The sequence below is a fragment of the Mariniflexile sp. AS56 genome, assembly GCF_030552475.1.
Classification (GTDB): domain Bacteria; phylum Bacteroidota; class Bacteroidia; order Flavobacteriales; family Flavobacteriaceae; genus Mariniflexile.
In genome coordinates this window covers 312320-331375 of record NZ_JAUPED010000003.1, presented here as the reverse complement: position 1 = coordinate 331375, position 19056 = coordinate 312320, and the positions used below count along the sequence as shown (strand labels likewise).

Genomic DNA, 19056 nt, shown 5'->3' with positions numbered 1-19056 from the left:
GATGTTATTTTTTAATTTTTTCATAAGTACCATCTTCAAAAATCACTTTAAATTGAGATTCAAATAAAGTGGATGGCACATAATAGTCGGTTGAAATAACTTGTGCACCCGATGCTTTTGCTTTTTCAAATCGTTCATAAGAATTGGCGCGTGCCTCTTTCGTATCTGCATCTGCACGCGTACGTATCATATAACCTTTAGATACCAATTCTTTTATATAATCGAAATCACTAATAGGGTTGTTAATAATTCGAAATGCAGCTTCTGGGTTTCCTTCTTTGCTATTCACAAATAAAACCCTGTTTTTTAATGATGGATGCCCATCCACATACCTATTTATTTTATCCTCTTTTTCATCTAAAACAAACAGAAAACGTCCTTTTACTTCATCTAAATTTGGCCATCCTTTGGTTAAAATGGCAGCTTCAAGAGTTTCTGAATCACCTCGAACCATATCAGGAGTTATAAGTTTATCGTCACCTAATACGGATTTAATTTCATTATCAATTTCATTTAAAGCTTCTTTAGTAAAAGGAAGCGGCTCTCTAGTGCTTTTAACTTTACTATCCTTGGCATTTATAAGAATAATAACGGGAAGATGATTTGGGTTTTTATCCGACCAATTTTTAATAGCCGCTAAACCTTCTTTAAACAATAAATAGTGACTTCTAAAATCTAAATCTTGTACATGAAAAAGCTTCAATCCTGGTTCTTCTAATTTCTTTTCTTCATCATAAGGTAACGGAGACGTGAATCTCAATCTCACTAAACCTAGACCCTTTGGTTTTGAAAAATGACCACCTTTAGGATCGTGAAACACGTCGAGTTCTAAATTCCTTAGCCCTAAGATTAATTGATCTTCTAGAGGGATATGCTCGTATTGCAAACTTTTAGCTACTTTAGAATCCATTGTGTTTAGAATTTTCCACAATGGTGGCTCTATCCCTATTTTGTATGAATTATGACTTCCAATTACCTGAATATCATTTAACTTACTCGACATTAACATGGTAGCAAGCCAATTTTCTGCCAGTTTTGGCCAAGTCTCTCCCGCCAAATTTCCTTTACGTAAGCCGTAACCGTGACCACCTTCTGGTAACATATGCAATTCTACAGGAACTTTATGATCTCGCAATGCTGTGCTAATTACCAACGGACTATTCCCGTAAGGGTCATCCATAGTACCGAAAACAAAAAACGGTGGGGTATTTTCGTCGATATTAAACTCTGGGCTTAAACTTCTGTTTTCACCTTTATCTAAATAAGCAGGGTAAATAAGCATGGTGAAATTCGGCCTGCTTGACAAAGCATCAACAGCATCTATACTTTCATAAGTGTCTTTTTGGTAATTTGTAGTTGCATTAACAGACAAATGTCCTCCTGCTGAAAAGCCTACAATACCAATTTTTTGAGGATTCAAATTATAATCAATCGCCTTGCTTCGTACCAATCGAATCGCTCGTTGTGCATCTTGTAGAGCTCCTTCTCTGTTATTTGGAACACGGTATTCTAATACAAAAGCGGTATAACCTAAACTGTTTAACCACTCTGCAATCTCTGTACCTTCTTTATTTATAGCCAATATATTATAGCCACCACCAGGACAAACTATTATACCTGCTTTAGAACCATTGGGAGTTTTGGGTTTAAAAACCGTTAAAATGGGGTTGGTAACATTTGTTAATCTTATAACATCACCACTGGTGTTCTCTGTTCGTTGTGCTGGATGTTTGGGTTTTGTTTCGTTAGGAACTTTATCCTTCCAAACCATGAGCGTATCTCTTGTTTGGGCAGATATAAAACAAGTAAAAAACAGACTAAAAGCTATAAAAAAAAACTTCATATTTTATTATTTAAAATTAATGGCATTTATCCATTTTAAATTAATCCAAAGGTCTAAAAATCTATGAACTCTAGTTATTATAATTACAACCAATCCTATAAAAAAAATATTTAAATCTAATTATAATTTATTGGAGTTCAATTTTAAAACCCGATATAGGAATTTCATTTTCAGCATAAGCAGGCATTTCTATTTTTAAGCCTTCTTTCGTTTGAGACCAAACCACCGTTTTATTTGTACCTACGGCTGTTACGTCCTTAATTTTTAAATTGCTCTTTAAGGCAAACGATTTAATAAGCACTTGTTTTTCATGAAAACTACACACATAAGCATATATGCTATTATTTTTCAGGGTGAATTGTACCTCTGGTATAATCTCTTTTGAAGTCGCATCTTTCGCAGTATCTATAAGCGTATTTTTACCATCTTCACTTTGAATAATTTCTGTTTTTTTAGCTTTTGAAAGTAATTCACTTTGAATTTTCCACGGACTTGAACCATAAATACCTTCGGCATTTTGTTTCATCCAAACTCCAATTTCTGCTAAGCGTTCTTGTGCTAAATCGGTGATTTCGCCTTTTCCTGTAGGTCCGTTGTTCAACAATAAATTTCCGCCTTTACTAACTATTTCTAGTAATTGACGGGTCATTAATTCAGATGATTTATAGATGGTATCATACTCAATATAACCCCAGTTTTTCCCCATGGTAATACAGGCTTCCCAAGGTTCAACTTCCAACCCTTTCACAATTTCCTGCTCTGTCACTTTATAATCGCCAAACCCATGTTTAATACGACTATTAATGATGCAATGCGGTTGAATATTTAATATTAGTTCTCGTAATTCTTTACTTTCTTCAGGACTAATTAATTCTGGTGTATCAAACCAAATCACATCAATTTTCCCATATTGGGTAAGCAGCTCCTTTATTTGAGGCTTCACTTTTCGTTCAAAATACCTGCTGTATACTTTTATATCTTCATCTGGATAATCTACTAAATTACTTCTACCGCCTTTAAAAGGCCAATCTGTAGCTACATCAGGGTCTTCCCAATCGCGTCCTAGGGAATAATAAAACCCAAATTTCATATCGTGCTTATGGCAAGCATCTACCAATTCCTTCATGGGATCTTTAGCATACGGCGTTCTTGTTTTTATATTATAATCGTTTGAAGGGGAATTGAACATTGCAAAACCATCATGATGTTTTGATGTGATGATGATGTATTTCATGCCTGCTTCCTTAGCCGTAAGCACCCATTTTTCAGCATCGAAATTTACAGGATTAAAATCGTTTGCAATTTTTCCATAGTCCTCCAAAGAGATTTTTTCATGAATCATAAAATGCTCATTACCCTTTGCTATATGGCCATCCCAATAACCAGCTGTTTGCGAATACAAACCCCAATGCAAAAACATCCCGAATTTGGCATCTTTCCACCACTCCATTTTGTCTGGTGATTGTGCTACAGCATTGGAAACTAAAATACCGATTAAGACTAATGTGCTATAAAAATTTCTTAAAAAAACTGTTTTTATCATGTGATATTATTATGGTATGTTTTCAAATATAACGTAAAGTTCTACTTCTTAATAAACTCTACATTGGTTAATTTAACCACAATAGGGTTTGGCCAAATTTTATCGTTATATAGGCGTTGTGCCCTACTTATGGATATTTCTAACAAATCTTTATGCTGAATGAATCGAGAGGTTGGTGTGTTTTCTGGCCAGTACTCTACCACCAAATCATTTTGCCCAAGTACAGAAATAGTTGTGTTAGCCGTGGCTTTCATATTTTTCAAATGAAAGCTTCTTCTAAAGCCTTTAAACCAATCTTTTTGGCCCGTTATAAACACATAAGCTGTGTTTTCCGCTTTACCTTTTGTAAACCACATGTCGCCATCTCTAATAATGGTTGGTACCGTTCTCACATTTTTAACACCTTCTTCATTCACATACATCCACAAAGCTATTTCTCGCAGACGTTCTTCTTGCTCTATGGGTATTTCTCCATTGGGTTTCGGACCAACATTCATCAGAAAATTACCACCTTTAGCTCTAATTTCAATTAATTTCTCAATGAGTTCCGACCCACTTTTGTAAGTTTCGTTTGTTGGTTTGTATGCCCATTGTGTGCCCATGGTCATACAGGTTTCCCAAGGTCCTGGCATGGCTGCATCTGGGATTTTCTGTTCTGGTGTGTTCATCTCACCACGCGTTACCACAATATTTGGGTCTATCTCATGAACAAATTGAGCCATGGGTTTCGCTTGGAATGCATCAAAAAACATCACATCTATGGGTCCGTAATTTTTAATAAGTTCTCGAACTTGAACCTTATCGTACGCAAAAAGTTCTTTATTTGCGGTAATTTGAGTCATGGGTCCTTTACGGGAAATTAAATGCCCTTGTTTACGCAAAATGCTGAAATCTTCAGGAGAAAAATACAAGCCTACTTTTAAATTCTGCCTGCGTAATGCTTTAACTAATTCACCAACAATATCCTTCCCATAAGGAGTGTTCATGATATTAAAATCGGTAGTTTTAGTATCCCACATACAAAACCCGTTATGGTGTTTCGCTGTAAATACAACGTATTCTGCGCCTGCTACTTTAAATAAACGTGCCCATCCATCGGCATCAAATTTATCTGGATAAAATGTTTTTGGCAGTTCATTGAAATACTTATTCACATAAGTATCTGAAGCACCTACTAACGAATGGCTAATAACACTCCCTAATTGTGAGTCCAAACTCCAATGTACAAAAATACCGAAGCCCATATCCATGAAGTTTTCATCGAGTTCGGGTTTGTTTTTAAGTTGTGAAAACGCTGAACAAGTAGTTATTAAAAGGGCAAGAAACGTCAGTCTTAATTTCATTTTATTATTTCTGATTTGGATTATTAGACATTTCTAATAGTAACTCACCGCCGTTTACCACATCACTTTGTGATACTTTATAATTTTTAACCGATTTATTATTCAAAGTCACCTTAGACACATAAACATTTGACGGACTATTATTTATGGTTTTTATGGTAAACGTTTTGGCTGAATAATAGTCTGGATTTAATTGAATTTTTATTTCATCAAAAATAGGGCTTCCAATTTGATATTCGGGGTTATCGTCCGTTCCTCCATTCATTTGAAACAAACCAATTTTCATGAGTACATTTAAGCTTCCCATAAGGCCTTGATCTTCATCACCATTATAACCTGTAGCTGGCGACAAACCACTAAAGGTTTTGCTAATTACATTTCTCGTCCAAAACTGCGTTAAATCTGGTCTGTTTAATTGATTAAACACAAAAGAGGTTTGTATAGAAGGTTGATTTCCAAAATTAATTGGAATTCTACTATATTCTGGATGCAACTCTTGTGCATGCGAATTACCAGCCGTAAAGCCCAATTTTTCAGCTTGAATAAACTGGTTGTTTAATTTTTCAACCGCTTTAGCTTCGCCTCCCATTAAAGCCGCTAAGCCTTGAATATCATGTGGTACAAACCAAGTAGACTGCGCACCATTCGATTCTATAAAACCGTTTTCTGGCTGGTAAGGATCGAAATCTTTTTTCCAAACACCTGCTACATTTTTTGGTCGCATCCAACCTACTTTTTCATCAAATACGTTTTTATAGTTTTTTGAACGCATCATGAAATAGTCATAATCCTCGTTATGGTTTAGTTTTTTAGCTAATTGCGCCAATGTCCAATCTTGATACGCATATTCCATGGTAAGACTCGCACCATCTTGATGTCCACCAAATTTACCTTCTGGGATGGGGTAAGGAGCATACCCCTTTTCTATGTAGTATTTTAAGCCCCCGCCTAAATTAGTTGTATGCTCATAACCCGATTTTCCCATTATACCACCTAACATGTGGTTTTTCTTTAAAGCTTGATAAATGCCTTCTAAATCTTCTTTTATAATACCCTTTTGAATAGCGCTCACTATAAATGGTGTTGATGAAGCGCCCGTCATCACATAGGTGTAATTTCCGCCCGAAGGACCTCTTGGTATTAAACCGCCATCTTTATAATATTGCATTAAGGAGTGTACAAAATCGTCCATAATCTCTGGATACACAAGTCCCCAAAGTGTATTGATGGTCCATTGTGCGCCCCAAAACGAATCGGAATTAAAGTGATTAAATTTTGGTTTACCGTTAGCATCCACCGGTAATTGACCCACTCTAAATTCGGCTCCTGTATTATCTGGATAGGCACCATTAAAATCATTAATAATTCGACGCCCTTGTAGCGCATGCCACAAATCGGTATAAAATCTTTTCTGGTCGGTTTCTGTTCCACCTTTCACATCAATTCGTCCTAGTAAGCCATTCCACTCGGTTTTCGATTGAGATGCTACTTTATCAAAACTCCAATGTGGTAATTCTTGGTTTATATTATTAGCAGCATTTTCCACGGACGTGTATGAAATACCTAATTTCATTAAAACCTTTTCATTTGTATCAGCCAAATTAACAAGGTAATTTCCCGTTTTTGAATCTTGATCTACGGATTCTATATCGGTATTTAAAATAGCTTTAAAATAAACGGTTACAGGTTTTGGCCTTCTGTGTGTTCGCTCCATAACAAGAGACCCAGAAATTTCATTAACGCCATTCTTTTCTAAAACACCTTCTGAGTTTTTACAAGGCCCCAACAAGGTATTTAAATTAAAAAGTATGGCTGCTTGCTGATCTTTTGGAAATGCATATTGATGAAAACCAACACGTTTTGTGCTTGTTAATTCTGAGGTTATTTGATATCTATCCAATACTACAGAATGATAACCTGGTGTGATTTTTTCTTTATCGTGACTGAATTTTGAATAAAAATCAGAATAAACCGTATTTTTAGTTGCTTCTGATGTTGTTACAGGCATTACTGAAACACCTGACATTTGCCACGCATGAATATGGCTAAACCCTTTAATAGTATCCGTTTTATAACGATAACCACTACCCCAGGCACCACCAATTTGTGTATCTGGACTTAAATTAACCATCCCAAACGGGCGACTGGCAGACGAGAAGAAAAACCATCTAGAATTTTCGGTGTCTAGTTGTGTGTAGACTTTGGATGCATAATCTATCGATTCGGTTTCTTCAACTAATGAGATTCTTTTATCTTCATTTTTACATGATAGTAAAGAAAGCATACCAAAACCTATGCCTGCAACTCCGTTTATAATACTTTGGTTTAACGTCATTCTTATCTTTTTAAAGTGTCATTTTATTTAAATTGGCTTCAATATCCTCTAACATTTCTGTAGTTGGGAAACCATTATTTTGTCTTCGAATTTTTATAGAATACCAATTCTTCCATTTGTCATCTAGATCTCCAGATGCTCTGTTTTTGTAAATTGTTTCTAATTTCTGTTTTGCTTCTGCTATTAAAGCTTTCGCTTGTTCTAAGGCTTCAGGGTTTTTGGTGTCTTCAAATTCCTTTTTCAATACCGACATGCTGTGCAATGTGGTTTCAAAAGCAATTAAATCTGAATATAAAACTACTGGAAGTAATATGTAGGCATGATAGAAATTATTATTTCCTTCAGCTAGTTCATAGCCCTTTTTAGCTTCTTCAAGAGCTTTCTGGAGGTCGTCTTGACAGCGAGCTGTATTTTCTAAATCACCCGCCACTCTTTTAAAATCGAAAGGAATAGGGGTTTTACCTGGTCTTCTAATAGGAGTATTTGATAAATAGGAAACAGCTTCGCGAATTTCCCATAAGTGTTCTACATAGCCTTTTCGACCTTCTTGCGCTTTATGCAGCCATTTCATGGAAGCTACCGCATGTTTCGCTGCTTCTTGAGTAAAATAACGCTCTGTCCACGATTTGTAAAAAGCATCGCCGTTAAAGGTTTCTGGATTGTTACAAACTTCACTATAAGCTTCTAAGTTTAATAAAAAGGGTCTGAAGTTTTGCCCATTCACCAAACAATAATTATCTGCGCCATAACTTTGAAACATCTCTTTCATCACGGTTTCTACTTTTTCTGGGTATGGGTTGTGTACGGTATGGTTTAACCAATAACCGGCATGCATGTAGGTTCCAAATTTATAACCATCGGTGGTATTTGGAAGATGTTGAAAATCGCCAAAACCGTGATCGGACCAAAGTACCGTCCAATCTGTTGGTGGTCTAAACCCTTCATTCCACATTTCCATTCCATCAGAATAACAAACCAACACTTTTTGTGCTTTGGGCTTGTATTCATCTACTAAATTCCCGAAGGCTTTATAAACTTCATTAAAAACTTCTATTTTGCTTTCTCCACAAGTACTTTCATATTCCCAATCCCAAACCTGGTGGCGTGGGCGTAAAATAAAAATATCAGTTTTAGCTAATGGTGTTTTCTCAAAATAATAGCGCCATGCTTGTAGCCAATCTTCTTTATAGGTTTTCCAGCAATCCGCTTTATCGGCATCCATAGGGTGAATTTGATAGCCTAAAGCAAAATCGACCGCAACTTTCATTCCTTTTTCGTGTACATAATCTATCATCTTATCCACATACTCAATATCAATTTGATAGTCTGGTTTTAGCTCTTTGTATTCCGGACGAATAAAAAATTCTGGCCTGCCCAACATATCAAATAACTGAATGGAGTTATAGCGTAATCGTACTAATGAGTTTATCAATTCGGTATAACTTTCCCAATCGTATTCTAGCAATTTACCTCGGTAGTTTGCTAATTCATCGACATCATTTTCAAAATACGTTAACATAGGAACCTTAGGCGGTTCTATAATTTTAGAATTAAAGTTGAAGATGTCTTGACTTGTTTTTTTACTTGGTTGTTTATTGGTCCAATATTCCAAGGGGTCTACACCCAATATATCTTTTGAATAGTCATAAATAGCGTATTGAAGTCCTTGAACATCTGAACCTCCAATTACAATTGCTTTTTGACCATTAGGCAGTATGGATTTAGCCCAAATTCCGCCTCTAGCTCCTGGTATAGTGCTAGATAATTTAATGTTATTTTGTGTACCTAAGCCTTTTATTAAGGTATTAGTTTGGGGGGTACCTAAAATGAAGAAAACACCTTTTTCTTTTAATTTATCTTGATCTGCTTCTGGAATAATAGTGACGCTGCCATCTATTACTTTGGATAAATCATTTTTTAAATCGTTAACCGTACTTACTTCTACATCTGTAGCAGATGCGCCAATAATTAAATAATAATTTTCAACTGACGTATTAGAGCATGAAAAAATGACTAGAAATGCTGCAATAAAACCCAATTGTTTTTTAAAGAAAAGAAGCATATAAAATGGTATAAGGAAATAAAATTTAATGATTGATACTTATGCTGAGTATGTATTAATAACTGATACCCAAAAATTAAAAATATAGGCAGACAAATTTGTGTCTGCCTATATCTTCTACTAAACTAACTCAAAAAAAAACTTCTAATATTTGCTATTAATAATTAGGGTTTTGTTTCATTGTTTCTGGAGATAATATTAATTCATTAGTTGGAATAGGGCGTAATAAATGCTTCGCAGCATCAAAAGCACCGTGATTTACATTATGTGGATTGTATAAGTTTACACGCTCTTCTAACTTACCTGTTCTTTTTAAAACGGCCCATCTATTGTCTTCACCTGCAAGTTCTAATGCACGCTCATTTAAAATATCATCAATACTTACTGTAAGATATTCATTAGGAACTTCTGTAGCTCGTTCTCTTACTCTGTTTATATGAAATAAGGCTTGTGTTGTATTACCTGCTCCCAAATGTGCTTCAGCTGCAATTAAATGAGTTTCTGAAATTCTAAATATAAATGTATCACGAGCACCTTCAGCTGTTTCGTTAAAATCTTCATCATCAAATTTCTTGAATATTGGGAAGTTTGTTAATTCTGAATTTAAAGAATACAAATAATTAACACCCGTTACATCGGCTGGTCTACCGTATAAATATTGATCTGGTTGGTATACCCAATAACGATCTAAACGATCTGCAAGTTCTGCTGCTCCTAGAGCTACTTTTGGGAAATAAACTATAGTATCGTTTGCAACAATTGGGTCTGGAGCACCAATAGGCACATTTCCATCTGCTAGAAGGGCACGGTGAAAAGTAGCATCATCTCTTGAATCATTTGCAGCAAATAAAGAATAAAAGAAGGGTGTTGGCATCGAATTAGAATCACTAAACCCATAAGGTGTTGTTGTTCTATTAATACCCGGCAAATTATGTACCGCATACATAAAGATCGCGTGCTTGTTATTATTCTTATTTGAAGCTATGTTACCTGCACCCCATTGTGCTGCAAAAAGCACCTCTGGATTCACTTGATTGTCGTAATCAAATACTTGAGCGTAGGTTTGACTTCTAATATCATATGAACCTATCGCCTGTTCTGCCAATGCTGCTGCGGTTGTAAAATCTGCAGTAGAACCAAATGTTTTATAAGCTCTCGTTAAGTAAGCCTCAGCTAATACATGTTGTGCCGCTCTTTTTGAAAACCTACCTGTTTCTGGCGCATCTAATAAACCTGGAATTGCTGCTTCTAATTCTGATATTATAAGCGCATAGGTATCTGCTTCTGAAGATCTTGTATAATCTTCACGAATTGTTAGTTGTTCGTCTAATTCTAAAACCACGCCACCATATTGCTGTGCTAAATTAAAGAATGCCAACGCTCTTAATGCTCTTGCTTGTGCTAGACCATATGCTTTATCACTTAATCGACCTGCACTCCAGCTTATTTGATTTTCATAACGATTAATGGCTGTATTTGCCTTTGCTATTATATCATAATTACCAGACCAAACCCCATTAGAACTTGGTGCCTGTAAACCAAAATAATCATTTTCAGAACTATTAGAAGTCACATCACCTCTTGTTGTAAAAATATCAGTTCCTAAGAATTTGTACCCGTAATTTCTGTAGACCCCACGTACTTGCGTATAAATTCCAACAACCAGTTGGTCTGCATTATCTTCTGTTATAAAATTCTCGCTTGTTACATCTGAATATATTGTTTCATCAATATAATCATTACAGCCGCTCAATAGCATCATAGAAGCTAGTATGCCCGCTGTATATTTTATGTTTTTTAATAGTTTCATCTTTGTATATTTTAAAAAATTAGTAAGATAACTTAAGTCCAAATAATATGGTTTTAACTAAATAACCACCATTATAGTTATTCTGAAGTCCTGTTTCAGGATCTGATCCTTCATAGTCTGTGAACGTAAATGGGTTTTGGATATCCAATGATAAACGCAAACTTGACATTTTTAATTTATCCAACATAGACTGTGAAAACTCATAGCCTAAGCCTATATTTCCTACTCTTACAAAATCAAAATCTGTATAATACCAATCTGCACCTGCTCCATACTCTAAAGCTGGATTTTTAGAATCTTGATTATTTGGTGTCCAATAATCTAAATCTACTTTATTAAATTTAGCATCATCCCCTTGCCATGGCACAGAAAGTTGGTTAAATTCTGAATGTCCAAAAGTACCTTGTCTCGTATATACTTGAACAGATAAATCTAGATTTTTATATGAAAACGTATTAGTCATACCTGCAGTCCAATCAGGAGATACTTGTCCTAAAATAACATTATCCGCTGAATTAATGCTTCCATCATTATTCACATCTCTAAACTTATATTCTCCAGGAAATCTACCATACACAGCAGCTTCTGCAGCTTCATCTAGTTGCCAAATACCTAGTTTTTCTGGTGCCCAAATAGCATCTACAGCTTCACCTATTTGTAAAACACCGTGGTTACCGTAAGGGATTAAATCTAATTCACCGTCTAGCTCCAATATTTCATTTTTGTTTCTAGCAAAATTCAAATCGGTAGTCCATTTAAAATTCTCAGTTTGTATGTTTCTAGTATTTAAAGTAATCTCAACACCACTATTACGTACAGAACCATAATTACCTGTTGCTGAGCCAAACCCAGTAATTGGAGATAAGGTTCTTGCTAAAATACCTCCGTCTGTTGTCTTACTATACACTTCTAAACCTAGACGTATTTTATTCTGTAAAACCCCTAAATCTAAACCAACATTCAATTCTTTTGAGCGTTCCCAAGTCAAATCATAATTAGTAAATCCAGAAACAGTAACTCCATTAGTAAGGTTATTACCAAATATATAATCTGTATTATTTAAAAATGCCAATGACTCATATGGCCTAACTGTACTATAGTTACCAGACTCCCCGTAACTTAACCTTAGTTTTAAATTATCTAACCAATCGGTGTTTTGCATAAAGTCTTCTTCTGTTACTTTCCAAGCTATGGCTGCAGAAGGGAAGAAATCCCATTTATTATTAACGGCTAATTTTGAAGCGCCATCATACCTTCCTGTAAATGTAAAAAGATATTTATCTAGGATACTATAATTTACTCTTGCCGCGAAAGACGATGTTGTTTCTTTTTCATAGTAAGAGTCATAACTTCTTGGGTCTGTACCTACACCCGTATTATAAAATAAATAGGCGTCTGTATCAAAATTTCTTGTTTGAACATTACTTCCTTCATCTTGTTTGTAGTAAACGGATGAAATTAAGGTTGATTTCAAATTATGACCTTCTGCTAAATCAAAATTAAAATCTACAATATTATCCCACGTATAAGCTGTACTAAAAAAACTATTATAGTGTGATTGAATACGAGAAGCATCATTACGAGAACTTTTTGTAAGTAAACCTCTGTACTCACCAAATCTTTCTGTACTCAAGTTTGGTGAAAATTGAGTTTTAAAATTCACCCAGTCTGTTGGTTTGTAGTTTACAAACACATTCGCAATTACGTTTAAAGCTCTTGTATTATTTCTCCAAGCTCCTGTGGCATCATAATAAGGGTTTGTGAAACGTAAATCTTGATCGTCTGGAAATAAAATAATATTTCCGTCGGTATCACGAGAATTTACTGTTGGGGCTAAACGTTGTGTACTTCTATACAACTCTCTACTTCCCTCTTCACGTTCAGAGAATGACAAATATGTTTTTAATCCTACTGTTAAATCGTCAGTCACTCTTTTAGAAAGCGACGCACTCATGTTATAACGTTCAAAAGCTTCTATACCTAGCACACCTTCATCACTTAAGTATCCAATCGATCCATTATAAACCAAACCATCACTTCCTCCAGACATCCCTAAATTATGACTAGTTTGAATACCTGTTTTTTGATAGTCTTTTATCCAATTAGTATAACGTCTGTTTGCTGCATTACTAGCTTCCTCATTCGTTATTCTAATTTCAGTATCAATTAAACTAGCTACATTTATATTATTATAGTCTGCTACTGTTGGCACACCATTACTAAAAAGGTTTTTCCACTCTCTACTTCTAATAACATCACCAACAAAAGCAACATATTCATCACCATTAAAATAATCAGGCTCGTTAGTAACAGAACGACTACCTAAAGTAGCTTCATAAGTAAAAACTGTTTTACCTTCTATACCGCTTTTGGTCGTAATAATTACAACTCCATTTGCACCTCTCGCCCCATAAATAGCTGTAGCCGAAGCATCCTTTAAAATATCTAATTGTTGAATATCTGCTGGATTTAAAGCGTTTATATCTTCAAAAAAGATACCATCAACCACGTACAATGGTTTTGAAAGATCATCATCCAAATCGTCACTAATACCATCACGACCTGCATTGGTATTTGTTATAGATGTGTTACCTCTAATTTTAATAGAAAGAGGCGCCCCTGGCTTATTACTTAAAGCCCTAACATCAACACCTGCTACTTTTCCTTGAATAGCTTGCCCAATATCCGTTTTCTTTTGTTCTGTAATATTTTCAGAACTTAAAGAAGCAACAGCACCTGTTAAGTCACTACGCTTAACAGAACCATACCCAATGACAACTACTTCATTAAGTTGTGCGGTATCTTCTTGCATTTTAACATTCAAAGTTGCTTGTCCTTTATAAGTAACCTCTTGAGATTTAAACCCTAAATAAGAGAATACCAATACATCTCCTGATTTTGCACTGATTTGATAGTTACCATCAAAATCTGTAGCAGCACCATTGGACGTACCTTTAACAACAACATTCACCCCAGGAATGGGAATGTTTTGACTATCGGCTACCACACCAGACACCTTGCTTTGCGCCCAGGAAGCCCCTGTAAAGCCTACCAATAAGGCTATTAATAAGAGTTTTAGTTTTACCATGTTTATTTTATTTAGTTATAATTGTTTTGCTAAATTAATGTTAAATATTTCTTAAGTAATGGACATTTCATTCGCATTCATGGACATTTTAATTAGTTTTAAAAATCAGCCAATTCGAGCTACTTTAAAAATAGTCCCATAAAAACCTTACTAAAATAATAGAAAAATAAAACAACATGAAAATGCTCAAGAATTGAATAATCCATGGTTTAGAACAATATATCCATGTGAAAATCCATCAAAAAAAAGTATTTTAGTAAACTATTAATAAACCAAAACATTAAAATGAAAAAATCTATTTTCTTCAATAGAGCCATACTATTATGTAGTATCTCTTTATTTTTTAGCTGTGCAGAAAAACCGAAAGACAACACGCCTTGGGTTTCCTTATTTGACGGTGAAACGTTAAACGGATGGCACCAAAAAGGTGGAGAAGCAGCATACACTGTTAGAGACGGCGCTATTGTTGGTACAACCGTACACGACACTCCAAACTCGTTCTTAACAACCGATAAAATGTATGGCGATTTTATTTTAGAATTGGATTATAAAGTAGATTCTACCATGAATTCTGGTATTCAAATTCGTAGTAACAGCCTTCCTCATTATAGAGAGGGTCGTGTTCACGGGTATCAAGTAGAAATTGACCCGTCTGGGCGCGCTTGGAGTGGTGGTATTTATGATGAATCGCGACGTGGTTGGTTAAACACTTTAGATAATAACCCTGACGCTCAAAAAGCGTTTAAACAAAACGATTGGAACCATTACCGTATTGAAGCTATTGGTGACACCCTTAAAACGTGGGTAAATGGTGTTGCTGCGGCACATTTAATAGATGAAAAAACAGCGAGTGGCTTTATTTGTCTACAAGTACACAGCATTAAGGCCGATAAAAAAGCTGGTACAGAAATTATCTGGAAAAATGTAAAAATTCTTACTGATGATCTTTCTAAATACACTCAAAAATCGACTGTAAAACCTATTATAACTAAAAACCAATTAACTATTGAAGAAGCTAAAAAAGGTTGGAAGTTATTATGGGATGGAGAAACAACCAAGGGTTGGCATGGTGCTAAACTTGACAAGTTTCCTGAAACAGGTTGGGAAATTGAAGATGGAGTGCTTAGCGTATTATCGTCTGGCGGTGCAGAATCGACTGCTGGTGGTGATATTGTAACTTCAGAATTATATGGTGATTTTGAATTAACCGTAGATTTTAGAGTTAATACTGGCGGAAATAGTGGTATTAAATATTATGTAGACACCAATATTAATAAAGGTGCAGGCTCTTCCATTGGTTTAGAATATCAAATTTTAGATGATGCTTTACATCCTGATGCTAAATTGGGGAATCATGAAGGAAGCAGAACCGTAAGTTCGCTATACGATTTAATTCAAGCCGATCTAAATAAACCAATAAACCCTATTGGCGAATGGAATACGGCTTATATTATTTCTAAAGACAACCATGTGGAGCACTGGCTAAACGGCGCTAAGGTATTAGAGTACGAAAGAAAAAGTGATAACTTCAGAAAATTAGTATCGGAAAGTAAATATGCGAAATGGCCGAATTTTGGTGAATTAGAAAAGGGACAAATACTATTACAAGATCATGGTGATTTGGTATCCTTCAAAAACGTAAAAATTCGTCCGATTAACACAACTAAAGACTAAATACTATTATGAGTTCAAACAGAAGAGATTTTATAAAAAAAACAGCTTTAGGTGCGATAGGAGCTACCATAGTTTCAAACAGTGCTAATGCCATGTCGGCAAAAAGTTATTCAAAAATAATAGGCGCCAATGATAGGTTACATATCGCTATTCAAGGTTTAGGTAGACGTTATGGTGCTTACATTCCACCAATTGCAGATAAGAAAAACAACATTGAATTACGTTATTTATGTGATGTTATGAAAAGCCAGCGCGATAATGCTGCCGCTAAACTAGCTAACAAACTTAGTTATAAGCCTAAGTTAGAAAATGACATTAGAAATATATTAAACGATAAAGAGGTTGATGCTGTATTTATGGCTACACCAGACCATTGGCACGCACCAGGCGCCTGTATGGCCATGCAAGCAGGGAAACACGTGTTTCTTGAAAAACCATGTAGCCACAACCCTGAAGAGGGCGAGCTGTTAGTAGCTTATCAAAAAAAATACAATAAAGTGGTGCAAATGGGTAATCAACAGCGCTCCTCATTACAATCGCAAGAAATTATAAAAGCCATTCATAACGGTGTTATTGGTGATGTGTACAATGCCATTGCTTTTTACACAAGTAAACGTGGTCCTGTTCCGCATCAAACAAAAACAGCCCCACCAGAAGGGCTAGATTGGGAACTTTTTCAAGGGCCTGCCCCAAGAAGAGATTATACCGATGATACTTGGAATTACAACTGGCATTGGTACGGTTGGGATTATGGTACTGCGGAAATGGGAAATAATGCGACCCATGAATTAGATATTGCACGTTGGGCTTTAGGGGTAAAATATCCAGAACACGTTGATGTAAATGCAGGCAAATACCAATATAAAGATGACGGTTGGGAAATGTATGACACCATGGAAGCTACGTTCAAATTTGCTGGTGATAAAACCATTAAATGGGATGGTCGCAGTAGAAATGGTTATGATAAATATGGTGCAGGTAGAGGGACTCTTATTTACGGTTCTAACGGATCGACTATGATAGATCGTGATGGTTATAAACTATATGACCTTAAAGGAAAACTTATTAAAGAAAACGTAGTACCTGGAATTGAAGACGGTAATGCCCTTGGTGGTGGCGGACAACTTTCGGCTGCACATACGCTTAACTTTTTTGATGCCATTAGAGGAAAAGCGGAATTGACCTCACCTATCGATGAAGGTGCTATTAGCCAAATGCTAACCCATTACGCTAATATTGCTTCTAGAATTGATGATTCATTTGAAGTTGATGAAAATACTGGACGTATTTATAACAGAGAAGCTATGAAATTATGGTCTAGAACTTACGAACCAGGTTGGGAAATTAAACCAGTCTAAAAATTTAGATATTCGTTATATCTTGGCTTATTCAACTTTTAAATATTAAAAACATTCAACCAATACATAGGTTTAATAATAAAAGTAAAAACATAAAACAGCTTGCTTCCTTAGTAGGCTGTTTTTATATAATTAGAAACTACTATTAAATGAAAAAATACATTCTTCTACTTTCGTTAACACTCGCTTTCACACAGGTAAACGCTCAAAACAGTACCGAGGATTTAGACTTAAAAACGACTTTAATAAGTCCGCAAAAAATCACAAAAATTAGTAACGGCCATTATCTAATCGATTTTGGAAAAGCCTTTTTTGGAACCCTAGAAATCACTTCCAAAAACGCACACCCCGATACGCTTACATTCCGTTTAGGTGAAAAAATAGAGCATGCAAACAAAATAGATAGAAACCCGGGAGGCACCATCAGGTACCAACAAGTTACTCTAAACAACTTGCAAGCAAACCAACCTACAACGCTACCATTATCACCAGACAAACGAAATACAGGTCCAGCAGCTATTAAGCTTCCCGAACAAATTGGCGTTATTATGCCATTTAGATATTTGGAAATAGAAAACTTAAAAATTCCTATAGAAGACCTTAACATATCGCAAAAAGCCATTCATTATCAATTTAATGATGATGCGAGTTCTTTTTCATCTTCAAATGCAGTGATGGATTCTATTTGGGACATGTGTAAACATACCATTAAAGCGACCAGTTTTATGGGCTATTATGTAGATGGTGATAGAGAACGTATTCCCTATGAAGCAGATGCTTACATCAACCAATTAAGCCATTACAGTGTTGATAATGAATATACCATGGCCAGAAGAACCAATGCCTATTTTATTGAAAACCCTACGTGGCCAACCGAATGGTTATTACACACCGTGTTAATGTTTCATGCAGATTATATGTATACCGGTGATGTGGCACCTTTAAAGGAACATTATGACAACCTGAAACTAAAAACGTTGATGGATTTAGAACGTGCCGATGGTTTAATAAGTTCAAAATCTTCTAACTTAAATGAAGCTTTAATTTTAAAACTAGGATTTAAAAAAGCGAATACCAACATAAGAGATATCATCGATTGGCCAGGTGCCCAAAAAGATACAGGTTGGAAATTAGCAACCGCTGAAGGTGAACGTGATGGCTATGACATTGTACCGGTGAATACCGTTGTGAACGCTTTCTACTATTACAATTTGAAGTTAATGACTGAAATTGCTACCGCTATTAATAAAACGGATGATGCTATTTTCTTTAAAAATAAAGCTGATAAGGTTAAAGCGACTATAAACTCTAAACTTTTCAACCATTCTAAAGGGTATTATTTAGATGGTGAAAACTCTACCCACTCCTCTTTACATGCCAATATGTTACCCTTGGCTTTCGATTTGGTTCCTAAAGAACATGTGAAAACCGTTACCGAATTTGTGAAATCCAGAGGTATGGCTTGTAGCGTTTATGGAGCACAATATCTATTAGAAGGTTTGTATAAAAATAACGAAGCTGCTTATGCAACTTCATTAATTGCAGATACTGAAGGCGACCGTAATTGGTGGAATATGATAAAAGTAGGTTCTACCATGGCTATGGAAGCTTGGGATATGAAATACAAACCAAACTCCGATTGGAACCATGCTTGGGGAACCGCTCCAATAAATGCCATTACCCGCTATATGTGGGGCATCAAACCAAAAACGGCTGGTTTTAAGGTTGCTGAAATTAATCCGCAATTGGATGATCTAGCTTTTTCTAAAATAAAAGTACCTACACAACATGGATTTATTTATGCCGAGCATCAAACAGAGAATAATGAAACCACCTATAAAATAACAATCCCTGAAGGTATGACTGCTAAATTTGTATTACCAAAAACAGCATCGAAAACAACTTTAAACTCTAAGAAAGTTAAAAAGAAAGCAACTTCTATAACGCTTGACAGTGGGGTGCATAACATTGAAGTGTTTCTCTAAAAACAAGGATCTTAA

At 35.5% G+C, this 19056-nt stretch carries 10 protein-coding genes; 3 read left to right on the top strand and 7 right to left on the bottom strand.

The window, feature by feature from the left end; translation table 11 throughout:
• Positions 1–4: 4 nt before the first annotated feature.
• The 7 genes from Q5N74_RS05635 to Q5N74_RS05605 all read right to left on the bottom strand — a co-directional run bounded on the left by Q5N74_RS05635 (position 5) and on the right by Q5N74_RS05605 (position 14024).
• Entirely contained in the window at positions 5–1843 is a 1839-nt protein-coding gene (locus Q5N74_RS05635) for a Ca2+-dependent phosphoinositide-specific phospholipase C (RefSeq protein ID WP_304387759.1), read from the bottom strand.
• A 127-nt stretch (positions 1844–1970) separates the two neighbouring features.
• Positions 1971–3386: an alpha-L-fucosidase gene (locus Q5N74_RS05630; protein ID WP_304387758.1), complete on the bottom strand. Its 1416-nt coding sequence runs from the start codon at positions 3384–3386 to the stop codon at positions 1971–1973.
• 41 nt (positions 3387–3427) lie between these two features.
• The gene (locus Q5N74_RS05625) at positions 3428–4729 is read right to left on the bottom strand and encodes an alpha-L-fucosidase (RefSeq protein ID WP_304387757.1); all 1302 of its coding nucleotides are present in this window, start codon (positions 4727–4729) and stop codon (positions 3428–3430) included.
• A gap of 4 nt (positions 4730–4733) precedes the next feature.
• The gene (locus Q5N74_RS05620; RefSeq protein ID WP_304387756.1) at positions 4734–7064 is read right to left on the bottom strand and encodes a GH92 family glycosyl hydrolase; all 2331 of its coding nucleotides are present in this window, start codon (positions 7062–7064) and stop codon (positions 4734–4736) included.
• A gap of 10 nt (positions 7065–7074) precedes the next feature.
• A complete protein-coding gene (locus Q5N74_RS05615; RefSeq protein ID WP_304387755.1) occupies positions 7075–9126 on the bottom strand; it encodes a glycosyl hydrolase 115 family protein in 2052 nt (683 codons plus the stop codon).
• A 157-nt stretch (positions 9127–9283) separates the two neighbouring features.
• Positions 9284–10936, bottom strand: coding sequence for a RagB/SusD family nutrient uptake outer membrane protein (locus tag Q5N74_RS05610; RefSeq protein ID WP_304387754.1), 1653 nt, complete (start codon positions 10934–10936; stop codon positions 9284–9286).
• A 19-nt stretch (positions 10937–10955) separates the two neighbouring features.
• Positions 10956–14024 (bottom strand): TonB-dependent receptor, encoded by a 3069-nt coding sequence (locus Q5N74_RS05605; protein WP_304387753.1) that lies wholly within the window; start codon positions 14022–14024, stop codon positions 10956–10958.
• 285 nt (positions 14025–14309) lie between these two features.
• On the opposite strand from Q5N74_RS05605, the gene Q5N74_RS05600 reads away from it, so the two are divergent.
• From Q5N74_RS05600 to Q5N74_RS05590, 3 genes are all read left to right on the top strand, one after another.
• Positions 14310–15698, top strand: coding sequence for a DUF1080 domain-containing protein (locus Q5N74_RS05600; protein WP_304387752.1), 1389 nt, complete (start codon positions 14310–14312; stop codon positions 15696–15698).
• 8 nt (positions 15699–15706) lie between these two features.
• Positions 15707–17056 (top strand): Gfo/Idh/MocA family protein, encoded by a 1350-nt coding sequence (locus tag Q5N74_RS05595; protein ID WP_304387751.1) that lies wholly within the window; start codon positions 15707–15709, stop codon positions 17054–17056.
• A 149-nt stretch (positions 17057–17205) separates the two neighbouring features.
• The gene (locus Q5N74_RS05590; protein ID WP_304387750.1) at positions 17206–19041 is read left to right on the top strand and encodes a family 78 glycoside hydrolase catalytic domain; all 1836 of its coding nucleotides are present in this window, start codon (positions 17206–17208) and stop codon (positions 19039–19041) included.
• Positions 19042–19056: the final 15 nt, after the last annotated feature.